An 11,508-nucleotide genomic window follows, 5' to 3' on the forward strand; every position below is an offset into this window, starting at 1 on the left:
TGAACATTCAGATGTGCATTGATGCGGATCCAATCACAATGATGTCGCAAAAGTCATTGGGGTTGCCTTCAATCCGGACTTCACAAAATGTTATTGTGCCGCACGAAAGGCGGATTGTGCCCCTTCATTCCCGAGGTTTTCTCGACAACTTCCTGCAGCGTTTCGTTGGCGTGCGCTGCTGCTAAAAAAGTGGGTTGCGTTGTGTTGTTCAATGGACCCGACGACTGTTGTCGTTGCGCCAGGCAGGCTGTCTGCGATTGATTCCGCGCGAGCGGTCAAACATACAGGTTAATTCGCCACGGCAGGTTCAGGGGATTTGCGAGCGGGATTTGTGACTGCAGATAGGTGCCGCCGGCTAGCTTTGGACCGACTCCAGATAAAGGAGCAAATCTTCGAAGTCAGCCTCAAGAACCTCTCCATCTGCACCACCATTAGGGTAGACGTGGCGCAGTCCTGTCTTGGCAAACTCGGGCATGGCTGAATTGGGGTCGTCTTTTTCAAGCAAGCCCATGACAAACCTTCTGACAAACTCTTTCGGAAATGATCCGTCGTTACGCTGGCTGAGACCTGTCAGATTTGGTGGCGTGACGCCTGTGCCTGAATAAGCTGCTCCTGCGCCTTGTCCTGCTGGCCCATGACATTGCGAGCATTCTTTTGCATAGACGAGTTGGCCTCTTTGCACCGAATTGCGCGTTTCCACAGTTGAGCTTGTACAGGCCATTAGGAAAGCTGCGCAGGTGCCTACGATAACTGTGAAACGTGCTTGCATGCCTTGAACTCAATCCAATGGTTAGTGGTGTGGGAGAAACCGCTGTTAATGATGTGCAGCTAGCAGCATACCTGTATAAACCATAGTGTAAATGAAAGTTGTGCCATTGATCTGTATCAACTGTAAGCTTCATTTCCGAGGTATTATGTATTTAACTCAAGCGAGAGGGCCAGAGGGAGTTAGAGCCGCGTGAAGAATAATTTTTGCTCTATCTTTCCGTATAAGCCGGCCAACTTCCAAAGAACGCGACGCCAGATGAGTTCTTTGCCCTTTAGTCTGTTTGGTCGCAAAGGGTGAGTGAGGTAAACTTCTTTGAACACAGGATCGTCCGCGCATCCTTGACTGACGGCACACTCAAGCTCGACGGGTCTTTGCTGATAGATACCTTAATGCAAATCCATGATAATGCAGCATTGGTTGCGGCTGCTGATATTGCATGCATCGATATATCCGAACTCTCCCAAATGGACACAGCTGGAGCCTGGTTCATCGTTTCGCGGCGAAAAGGAGCGGAGAAACAGGGGCGGAGCTTGGAAGTACTGGGAGCTACAGCGGCTCAAACGCAACTGATCCAAACCGTTGAACAAAATATGCCGCCGGACAGCGTTGTGCTACAGAAGCCGCTGACGCTCTCTGACCGCTTTGAGGGTTTTGGTCAAAAAGTGGTTCTCGCGATGCGTATGGCAATCGAATTGATATCGTTTCTTGGCCAGGTCATCGCAACCCTTGGGGGGATCATTAGGCGCCCCAGCAGACTGCGGTTAACGTCTGTCGTTCACCACTGTCAGGAAATCGGGGTCAATGCTGTGCCAATTGTGGCCCTAATGGCATTTCTGATTGGCGTTGTTCTGGCATTTCAGGGATCGGCGCAGTTGCGGCAATTCGGGGCAGAAGTGTTTGTTGTCGACCTCATTGCTATTTCTATCCTACGCGAGCTGGGTATTTTGTTGACTTCCATCATTGTCGCCGGCCGCTCTGGCTCAGCCTTTACGGCTGCGATTGGCTCTATGAAAATGCGCGAAGAAATTGACGCCATGCGCACTCTTGGACTTGATCCAGTAACTATTCTGGTTGTGCCGCGTGTGCTGGCACTTGTGTTGATGCTCCCTGCGCTGGGCTTCATTGCGAATATCTCAGGACTGGTTGGTGGGGCGTTGATGTCTTGGATCGAACTAGGCGTATCGCCCGCAGTGTTTCAGGCGCGGCTAGTGAGCAACACTGACGTCTGGCATTTTGGTGTCGGCATGATCAAGGCGCCGTTCTTTGCGCTGATTATTGGGATCATTGGGTGCTATCAGGGTATGAAAGTTGGCGGCAACGCAGAATCGCTCGGCCGATTGACCTCTGCGTCTGTGGTGCTGTCGATCTTTATGGTCATTGTCATGGACGCTATGTTTTCAATCTTTTTTGCTGTGGTGGGCGTGTGATGGATAAGGCTGATGAGACGATTATTCGTGTGCGCGGCCTCGTCACCCGCTTTGGCACGCATACTGTTCACAACGGTCTCGACCTTGATGTAAGGCGCGGTGAGATCATTGGCGTCGTAGGTGGCTCTGGCACTGGTAAATCTGTTTTGCTGCGTGCAATTGTGGGCCTGTTAGAGCCTAACGAAGGCCAGATCGAAGTTTTTGGAGAGACGGTGCGCACAAATTCCGATGCGCAATACCGTGCGTTGCGCCGTCGCTGGGGGGTGATGTTTCAGGATGGCGCGCTGTTCTCGTCGCTTACGGTGCGTCAGAATGTCGAGGCACCGATGCGCGAGCAACTGACCCTGCCTGATGATCTTCGCGAGACTTTGGCAGGGATCAAGGTCCGCATGGTTGGCTTGCCTGAAAACGCCATGTCAAAATATCCGTCTGAACTGTCGGGCGGAATGCGGAAACGCGCAGGTTTTGCACGCGCTATTGCGATGGACCCCGAGATTGTTTTTCTGGATGAGCCTACCGCGGGCCTTGATCCGATCGGAGCGGCGGCATTCGACATCCTGATAAAGCAGTTGCAGGCATCACTGGGCCTCACCGTTTTTCTCGTAACGCATGACCTCGACAGCCTGCACGCCATTTGCGACCGGATTGCAGTACTTGCGGATCAAAAGGTGCTGGCCGTTGGTACGATGGAGGAGATGCTTCAAGTGGATCATCCTTGGGTGCATGAATATTTCAACGGTCCCCGCGCCCGCGCTGCGTTATCTACTGCACAAAAGGAAGGAGCGCCCTGATGGAAACCCGCGCGAATTACATCCTGATCGGAGTGTTTACCCTCGCTGCCATTCTGGGCACGCTGGGCTTTTTCATTTGGCTCGCCAGCGTTCAGGTAAACAAGCAATATCAAACCTACGGCATTTTGTTTGACGATGTGTCCGGCCTCGATGCGTCGGGGGATGTCCTGTTCAATGGAATCTCAGTGGGCAAGGTCATTGACTTGCGCATCTCGGAACAGGATCCGTCAAAAGTGTTTACGCAAATCGAGATCGAGGCAGATGTGCCTATCCGTTCTGATACAGTTGCCCAACTCCAGTCGCAGGGAGTAACCGGTGTGTCCTATATATCGCTGTCGGGTGGTACGCCAACCGCAGCGCCTCTGGTGGCGAATGCACAAGGATTGTTAACTATTCCATCGCGGCGCTCGACTGTTCAGACGCTGGTCGAAGATGCTCCTGATCTCCTGATTGAGGCGACGAAGCTTTTGCAACAGTTTCAAGCTTTGACAGGACCAGAAAACCAAGCGCACGTCGCAAACATCTTGCGCAACATTGATACTTCCTCGGGCAAACTCGACCAGGCGCTTGGTGATTTCTCGGACATCACCGGCACTGTGCGTGAAGCAACCGCCCAGATCACAGTTTTCACACAGCGGTTGGACAGGATCGGCGCATCTGTTGTCACTACATTGGATCAAGCTGATACTGCGCTGGCTGCTGCGAGAAAAACATTCGAGAACGCAGATACACTTTTGATCGGATCTGCAGGCGCAGTCAGCAGTGCCGAAGAGGCATTTGATCAGACACGGACCCTTTTGACTGTCCAAGTAACTGATATACTTGATAAAATATCTCAAGCGGCAACGCGGACGAATTCAGCCATCGTGGATCTACAGACACGCTCGGGTGCGACCCTTGACGGATTTTCGCAAACCGCAGATCTATTGAACGCCAGATTGTCAGAGCTTGAGATATCTCTGCAAGAAGCCAATACAGCCTTTCTGGCGGTTACAGAGGCTTCGGAAAGTTTTGACACTCTTGTCGAGGGTGATGGGGCTCTTCTGATTTCAGAGGCCCGTGTGGTTATCGAGGACGCCAAAGCTGCGATTGCCACGATCAATACTGCTATCGAAAATGATGTGCCTGCGATCATGGCCGATATTCGTACGGGGGTTACAACTGCGAACAAGGCAGTTGATGATGTAGCTACCAATCTGGTCGGGTTGACCGAGCGGTTCGAGCCGATTGCCGAAAAAACGCAACAGGCCATCACATCTGCAAACGGATTTTTCATAAAAGCGCAAACCAGCCTCACAGCGCTGGACACAACGCTTGGTATCGCAGACAGCGCGCTCGGCTCTGCACAGACGAGCTTTGATGCGGCCACTGTGGTTCTGGATACCGACCTTGGGCCGATGATGACCGATTTGCGTGTGGCATCTGCTGATATCAGCAAGGCCGTTACCGACGTAACCGCTGATATTCCGCAGATCACATCGGATTTGCGTGCCCTTATTGCACGCAGCGATACCGTCGCGCGCCAGATACAGGCGGCCGTTAGCAAAAGCACCCCCGGCATTGACGCATTCGCCAACAGAGGACTGCCAGAAATCACACAGCTTACTACAGAGGCCCGCGCGCTTATTAAAACGCTCGGCGATGTGGCGCGACGGATCGAGCGTGATCCCGCCCGCTTTTTGCTGGATGGGCGCGTGCCTGACTATAGGAGATAGATAAAAATGACGAACACACTTATGCGCCGCACGGTTTTGGTTGGTATGATGGCAGGGCTTGGAGGGTGCGCCACCCTGACATCATTGAATGATGCGGCAAAACCTTTGGACACATATGATTTGCGTCCTGCTTCGGGATCAAAACAAGGCAGGAGTACCCAACGTACGCTTCTTGTGGCAGTTCCGCAGGCGTCCGCTGCGCTTACGAGTGACCGGATAATGATTAAACCAGACCCCGCATCGATCACTTATCTGCCGGATGTCCGCTGGAGTGACGAGTTGCCTGCTGTGGTTCAGTTGCTGATCATCCGTTCCGTGGCTGATACAGGCCGTGTCGGCTACGTGGGGCGCAGCGGTGCTGGTCCTGTACCCGATACGGCATTGCTGGTCCGGATCGATACATTCGAGGTGATCGCGCGCGGTGAGGATATTTTCGAAGTTGCCGTTGATCTGGATTTGACCTTAATCAATGATCGCGAGCAAAGTGTCGTGGCAACACGGCGCTTTTCGGGGTCGAAGCAAAGCGCATCAGATCAGCCCGCTGTGATTGTTGCACAGTTCCAGTCACTGTTGAATGAACTTCTGCCTGAAATGTCCGATTGGGCCATTCAAAGGCTCTGAACCGTGTAGATATTTCAGGCTTCGCTCATCGTTTGAGAAGCTTGCAGTGATTAAGATTTAAATGACGGGTGGACCATCTTTGTTGGTCGTCACGGTTTTTAATAAATTCTGTTCCGCCCACCTGTGGGCTAGAATTACCCATTGTATTTGCTCGAACCTAAGCAGCTGAGGAGCCTCCGATCAGCTAGACGTCGCACCCGGTAGCTTTAAAAGGAGACCGTATACGGTACGGTTTAACCTTGCCGTCGCCAGAAATGATTTTTCAGCAAACTATAGTGTTACGCGATATCCGAGGTCTTGCGTTGGCACACCGAGGCGTCGAAAGAGAGGCCACGATCTTGGGCATCCCCCTTTTTGAAATCGCCCGCTCCAGCAATTTGTAAATCGTAGGTCCGGAGATCGACGTTAAATCATCCAGGGCCAAGAGGATCGCCTCAAAATTACGCTGGGTTGAAGTTTGACGGGGCAAGAATACCCAAGATCGATGCCGCCCGTCAGATCAGCGTGCCTGGACAAACCTATTGCTAGTAGAAAAATAATTCGGACGTAATCCACTGCCCGGCAGGGTTAAGCGCGTCATGATTTCGAGAGGGCACACAACAACTGAACAGCCCGTAGCGGCTACACAAAGAAGACGAGCGGCTGCGGCGTGTGGTTTTCAACTGACGTTGAACAAGGTGATCATCACATAAAATGCATAGGGAAAAATCTTAGTATCTCACTTTAACGGGTCTGCATTCACGACTTGCGTAGGGAGTTCAAGGTTTCGGAGCGACGGGTTTGCTATGTTCTGGATTAGCACCGATCCACTCAACGGCGATAAATCCGCGAGAGAGTTGACGAAGAGCGCTCGGAAGATCTGACGACCGCAAGATTGCGGCTTTGGTGTGGGCGCAGGTCGGCATATCAACGACAAGCGGGTTTAACATCCATGGCGACGTGAGGGTCCTAAATTGCCGATCATACCGCCAAAATGGGGCGGCTCTGGCTGAACCTCTCTTGTCTTATGAATTGAGCAGTTCCTGTGCGCCGTTAGGCCAGCGGCCCGCCGCGACATTTGTGTCGGGCACAGGCGTAGATCGGACAGGTACCTTCTTGGACAAAGCGGGCTGTGTTTGAGTACGGTCGCCTCAGCGATTTTGCATTCACAACATAAATTTCATTAGTTGTATCAATCACACTAGCAGATTGGCCCGTGAAAACAGATTGCGAAACCTGAATTTGTGAATCCAGACGATGCATATGATAAGATAGAAAAGAGGACGACAACGGCCGGATACAGCTTTAGCCGCCGTTCGCTTTTGGTAACCTCGGGTGCTATCGTCGGCATGGCTGACGCTAGACTTTTTGTTCCAGCCCAAGCCCAAAGTTTTGCTCCCACGCCTTTAATGGAGGGTAGATCTAACAATTATCGCGCCTGTGATCCGATCGTTGACTGGATAAGCGGCGGAGAGTTCTGGATTTCTGACAGTGTCGGGCGGGCAGAAGATGGCGCTACCCTTGCAGGGCAGGAACGTGATCCGCAAAGTCATGATGACACGCTCATTGATGAGAGTGGCATGTTTCGTATGGACATGCCGCAGATTGTACCTGCGTTTGGGCCGGCGCATGCACACCTTGCGTATGACAATGCGTCATTTGGAACAATATTTTTGACGTCGGTAATGCGAGATTTCCGCGCAAAAAGCTTGAACGCTGATTTCACTCTTCATCCCGCTTAATCCCCAATGGGGTCACTTGTTGAAACGCGCTGGCGCTAAATCGCGCTTTTGCTACTTCAACCGCCTCTTATTGGGGGTACTTGCCTCGTTTAGCTGCTCGCCGCACTCGGTACTTGCATCGCTGGATCAGCGTTGCACTCGTGCTGGCGGTTGCTGTTCATGTTATTTGTCTCTGGATCACCAGCTCACCTGATGTCATCGACGCTTTGCTTTTTTATGTCACCCGCGTTTTTTTCGATCTGGGGTGTTATCGTGATGTGGGCGGTATTTGCCTCTGCCCTTTCGGCGCTGCTGCGACGGCGAAACCGGTTTCGTAACTGGTGCAGGATTCACGCTTCTCTCGCTCTCACAATTGTTGGGACCAGCGTGGTTCACGCCGCGCCAGTCGATGAGACCATGGAGACAATCTCAAAGGGTATGCTGTGTGCGGTGTCTACCCTGACTACAGTTAAGCTAATAACAGACTTGAAACGAAGATCCGGGCGCGATGCACAAACGCAGTTTCGATTGTTGCTGTAAGGCTCGACATTTTATAACTCGCGCCGCAAGCCCAGTTAATGTGTCTAAAAATACAGCTGGTTGGTTGAGCTCTAGTGTTTCTGGCGGCTGAGCGCGCCTGCGACCGTGACTGTAAAAACAATGCGAAAGAGATGGTGTGCTGTGACTAGAACCGGGCTCACTCCAAGGCTCAGTGCGACAAGGCTCATCTCGGTCACGCCACCGGGTGCAAAGCTGATCAGCAGAACGCCAAATGGCATTGCAACCCAGCGCGCCAGCACCGCTGCGAATACCGCCGAAAGACCGAGCGTGATCGCAACAGAAATCATGCCCAAGCCCATCGCTGCCGCCAATCTGCGCATAGTGGAGCGTGCGAACATCGTACCGAGTCCTGCGCCAACGATCAGCTGTGCAATATTGAGTAATTCTGCAGGTCCGTGCAGGTCAATCGCGCCGGTTCCTTGCAGTGCTGCGGTTAAAAGCAATGGACCAACCAAATGCGCGGCGGGCAATCGAAGCTGCTGGCCCAAAAAAATCCCGATAGGGACTAATATGGCGATTATCGCCCAATCTTTCCAATCTGACCGAACGGTTTGCATGATCTGCCCGTCTGCACTCCCTACTGATTGACCCGTAAAAATTAAAAATAGCGCAGGCACCGCAATGATGACCAGTATCACCCGCACAAAATGCTGTACGCTTAGCATTTCAACATCGCCGCCCGCCTTCTCGCCAAGGGATACGGCTTCGATCAGCCCGCCGGGCATGGCGGAATAGAGCGCTGTCACCTTGTCGTAGCGGCCGATATGCCGGAAGACGGCATAGTTAATAGCTTGGGCCAGTGCGATAAATACAACCATCGCAGTGAGCGTGATCAAAAGGCTCGGAGCTTCTGCCAGCACATCGGAAGTGAAGGTCGAGCCGATTTTGATACCGATAACCGCAATGAATGCTTTGCGAAGCAGAAGTGGAAACCACAGGCGGTTTTGCGTGCGCGCATAATATGTAAGAGAGACCGCCGCGCTGGTGAACAGGCTCCCTATCAGGAAGGGAATAGGGACACCTAGTGCCTGTGCGATCAACGCTCCAAACAGCCCTAACGTAAGTATGAGGGAAAGCTGGAGAGATCTTAAAAAGTAGGTTCTCATGCTGTAAAAGTTTCTGGATCTGAAAAGGGCAGCGGTGTGATGGTAGTCGTGTGTCGTATTTTTAGATCCATCTGATCGACAACTCTCGGACATTTATGCTGCATCTTGCTAGTCGGAAGGGGACAAACCGGATGGGTTGCTCACGTGTTGAACTATCTTTTAGGTCGCACATACTCGGGTCCAACGTGCGAGAAAGTATAGCCACGCAATGTTCGCCGAGTAGTTTAAAGCTCGGTACCTTTGGCATAGGGTTTTCGCTGCCTAACTACGTCCATTTGCACTATGTGACTATCGTCTGATTACCGCCAGTAAACACACGGCGCAAATGATGTCTTCAACAATATCTATCGTAGTCTTGCTTATTTTAACCGTGCTGACATGTACGTTGGAGCCTCCCACTATTGCCGCTGCGGGGAGGCGCGGTAATGCTTTGCGCGCTTATCTCGCTGACACATCAACCAATACATATTGATTTATGTCCGTTTCAGATGAAGTGGCCAATATCGGCGCTTTGTTGGAAACAGCAAAAGAAATAACATTATTTTAGCGCGAATTGAGAAGATCGTCCTTGATCCAATCAAGTGCCGGACATTTGTAGAAACGCTTCGCGTTCCGGCATGTTAAATCTGTCCATATTGCTAAGCTACTGAGGGAGCAGGGTGCACCTTCGTGCGGCACCGGACCCGGCAAGGGGTTTTCACTTGCGTCTCATATAAAAAGTAATTTTCCTAGACGAGCGGAGCGGCAATGCATCGCACAAAGCCTCCTTTTGGGCAGTGGATGTGTGCAATCTGGCCTATTGTTTCACTGAGCAAGGGCATCTCTGCCAGAACGCATCTCTGAGATGCCAGGCATCAGGTACAAAGTGGCATGGCACCTTGGTCAGCGTATTCGCACCATGATACAAGATCGCGATATTGTTCTTTCAGGTGTGGGCGAGATGGATGAAGTGTACGTAGAAGCAGCACCTTTTCAGAAGCATGGTGGAGGCCCCACCAGTATAAAAACAGGTAGAGGTCCGCACAGGCCTCTGGGTCTGGCCATGGTTGAGCGTGGTGGCAGCACGATCTTGAGCCGCATCAGAAGTCACTCAACCGAAGCAGTCAAATCTGCATCCTCCGGATACATCAAAGATTATGCCGTCATCTCTGCGTATTCATTAGCAGCCCACCGCAAAGTGGCGGATGGCGATCACCATCTGACAGTGAGGGGTTCTGTCAAAAGATTGACGCCCAAGATCTGATAGGTCTCGGCTTAGACGCACACACTAATACTGCAGAGGGTATCCACAGCGAGATCCGGCGCGCAGTCATCAGGGTTTGGCACCGGATTAGTCAGAAGCATCTGGATCGCTATCTTGATGAGATATCATAGCGCCACAACCGGCGAAAATGCAGTCATCAAGAGGCGATATCATCCGTCTTCTCCTGCTCCGGAATTTCGGCTTCTTATGCCGAAATAATTCGTCCACATAGCTGCCTTTACTTCTGATTTTCGCTTTATTGACAATATCACTAGTATGAAACGGTGCGATCATCTGCCTTTTCCGAACGCCAACGCTGGCAAGATCTCTGTGTTGCACGAAGTGCGTTCTGCGCAGCCGCACCGGATATAGCGGCAGATCAATGGGAGTTTTTCATTCAGATAGGTCGTTTCAAAAAGATGTTTTCTGCTGAAGCAGAGAAACGCTTCGTGCGCCTTTCCCCGAGTAAAGGCGATGATTGACCCCGAGCGGAGCAGATGCTCCGCTATCAGATCGTCGGCCAGCTTGAGAGCTTCATCGAGAACCGAGCGAATGACTTTCGGGAAATAGTGGTCGCATCCCACGTCGATGGCATCACACCCCACCAGTTGCTGACCAGCAACAAGGTGCATGTCTGGTTCTGGGCTGAACCGGTATTCTTCGGTAAGATAAAGAAATGCCCGACGTTGAAATCCTTGTCGACATTCGTCGTTTGCGTGGTCCTCTATGGGCGCTGTTCTGCCCCGTGATCGGCAGCCAAGATTCAATCGCCTGAACCCTTGCATTGATCAAAGGTGGTCATCCATCAGTGAGCCAAAAGGGACATGCTAGCGGACTTGCAGGTCGGCATCCACGGCATGCGGTTCGCGTTGGAAAGAACAGTAAACCAAAGCTAAATCAGGTCACTATCCAAGTGCCCTTAAAGTCATACGACAATTTCGAACATCGCAGCGGCACGTTCGTCAAGACTGTCCAGATCATCTAGCACGGAGCGGATCGCGGCAGAGGTGGTGAAATCGTCACTGACATGCAAAAGCCGTTTGGCGACACCCGAATGGCCTATCAGTCTTTGGGTGAAAAACTGTCACTGAATTTTGGCCTGATCTGGCCAGAAAGGTGGCTCGCGACAAACTTAACGATCTAAAAGAGCATTTCGACATCACCTTTGACGAGGTGCGCTCGGTCTATTCTTCAAAGACATGCTCGGACTGTGGCTTCTTTGCAAAGGCGATTCATAGCTCTCAGTCGAAATTCTCCTGCCGCTCTTGCGGACACGAGATCAATGCTGACGTGAATGTAGCGCGCAATCTGAAAAGCGGATTTTCCGCTTTGGATCGGTCTGCGTGTATCACAAAAGCAGAAAGCCTCCGCTTGACTGTTCAACGTCGCTTGGAGCGTGTCACTACCGGGGATCCGGTAATTTTCGCCAAGGTGCTTGGCAGTTCCTACTATCGGACCGCCGCCGCAGCTTTGGATGTGCTTATGGCACGGAATTCTCAGCCACCACATTTAGTGGCGGATGTGTCAGCTGGATGAACACCATGCTTCGAGCGGTGATCTTCGAAGGGAGCAGCA

Annotated in this window: 11 protein-coding genes; 8 read left to right on the top strand and 3 right to left on the bottom strand. The window is 51.9% G+C overall.

Annotation, left to right across the window (positions count from 1 at the left end; genetic code table 11):
- Positions 1 to 355: 355 nt before the first annotated feature.
- Complete coding sequence (locus C8N30_RS08450) at positions 356 to 700, bottom strand: c-type cytochrome (RefSeq protein WP_232222855.1); 345 nt, start codon at positions 698 to 700, stop codon at positions 356 to 358.
- A 392-nt stretch (positions 701 to 1,092) separates the two neighbouring features.
- Between C8N30_RS08450 and C8N30_RS08455 the strand changes: the two genes are divergently transcribed.
- The 5 genes from C8N30_RS08455 (at position 1,093) to C8N30_RS08475 (ending at position 7,044) form a co-directional block, all read left to right on the top strand.
- On the top strand, positions 1,093 to 2,196 hold the full coding sequence (locus C8N30_RS08455; protein ID WP_025064070.1) for an ABC transporter permease: 1,104 nt from the start codon (positions 1,093 to 1,095) through the stop codon (positions 2,194 to 2,196).
- The gene (locus C8N30_RS08460) at positions 2,196 to 2,987 is read left to right on the top strand and encodes an ABC transporter ATP-binding protein (RefSeq protein ID WP_025064071.1); all 792 of its coding nucleotides are present in this window, start codon (positions 2,196 to 2,198) and stop codon (positions 2,985 to 2,987) included. Before C8N30_RS08455 ends, C8N30_RS08460 begins: the two co-directional genes overlap by 1 nt.
- Complete coding sequence (locus C8N30_RS08465; protein ID WP_025064072.1) at positions 2,987 to 4,702, top strand: MCE family protein; 1,716 nt, start codon at positions 2,987 to 2,989, stop codon at positions 4,700 to 4,702. The genes C8N30_RS08460 and C8N30_RS08465 overlap by 1 nt, the downstream gene beginning before the upstream one ends.
- A gap of 6 nt (positions 4,703 to 4,708) precedes the next feature.
- Complete coding sequence (locus C8N30_RS08470) at positions 4,709 to 5,323, top strand: ABC-type transport auxiliary lipoprotein family protein (RefSeq protein WP_025064073.1); 615 nt, start codon at positions 4,709 to 4,711, stop codon at positions 5,321 to 5,323.
- A gap of 1,328 nt (positions 5,324 to 6,651) precedes the next feature.
- The gene (locus C8N30_RS08475; protein WP_051567307.1) at positions 6,652 to 7,044 is read left to right on the top strand and encodes a hypothetical protein; all 393 of its coding nucleotides are present in this window, start codon (positions 6,652 to 6,654) and stop codon (positions 7,042 to 7,044) included.
- Positions 7,045 to 7,634: 590 nt separating this feature from the next.
- On the opposite strand, the gene C8N30_RS08485 is transcribed toward C8N30_RS08475, so the two are convergent.
- Positions 7,635 to 8,690: an AbrB family transcriptional regulator gene (locus tag C8N30_RS08485; RefSeq protein WP_037968038.1), complete on the bottom strand. Its 1,056-nt coding sequence runs from the start codon at positions 8,688 to 8,690 to the stop codon at positions 7,635 to 7,637.
- Positions 8,691 to 9,588: 898 nt separating this feature from the next.
- On the opposite strand from C8N30_RS08485, the gene C8N30_RS08490 reads away from it, so the two are divergent.
- Both C8N30_RS08490 and C8N30_RS19935 read left to right on the top strand, forming a co-directional pair.
- Positions 9,589 to 9,933, top strand: coding sequence for a transposase (locus C8N30_RS08490; RefSeq protein ID WP_170151165.1), 345 nt, complete (start codon positions 9,589 to 9,591; stop codon positions 9,931 to 9,933).
- Entirely contained in the window at positions 9,933 to 10,064 is a 132-nt protein-coding gene (locus C8N30_RS19935; RefSeq protein WP_409373592.1) for a transposase, read from the top strand. The genes C8N30_RS08490 and C8N30_RS19935 overlap by 1 nt, the downstream gene beginning before the upstream one ends.
- Positions 10,065 to 10,223: 159 nt before the next feature.
- Here C8N30_RS19935 and C8N30_RS08500 read toward each other — a convergent pair whose 3' ends face one another.
- Positions 10,224 to 10,565, bottom strand: coding sequence for a hypothetical protein (locus C8N30_RS08500; protein WP_025064078.1), 342 nt, complete (start codon positions 10,563 to 10,565; stop codon positions 10,224 to 10,226).
- A gap of 484 nt (positions 10,566 to 11,049) precedes the next feature.
- Here C8N30_RS08500 and C8N30_RS08505 point away from each other — a divergent pair, with 484 nt between their 5' ends.
- Entirely contained in the window at positions 11,050 to 11,469 is a 420-nt protein-coding gene (locus C8N30_RS08505) for a zinc ribbon domain-containing protein (RefSeq protein WP_025064079.1), read from the top strand.
- The last annotated feature ends 39 nt before the right edge of the window (positions 11,470 to 11,508 follow it).

Origin of the sequence: Sulfitobacter guttiformis, assembly GCF_003610455.1 — a bacterium.
Taxonomy (GTDB): Bacteria; Pseudomonadota; Alphaproteobacteria; order Rhodobacterales; family Rhodobacteraceae; genus Sulfitobacter; species Sulfitobacter guttiformis.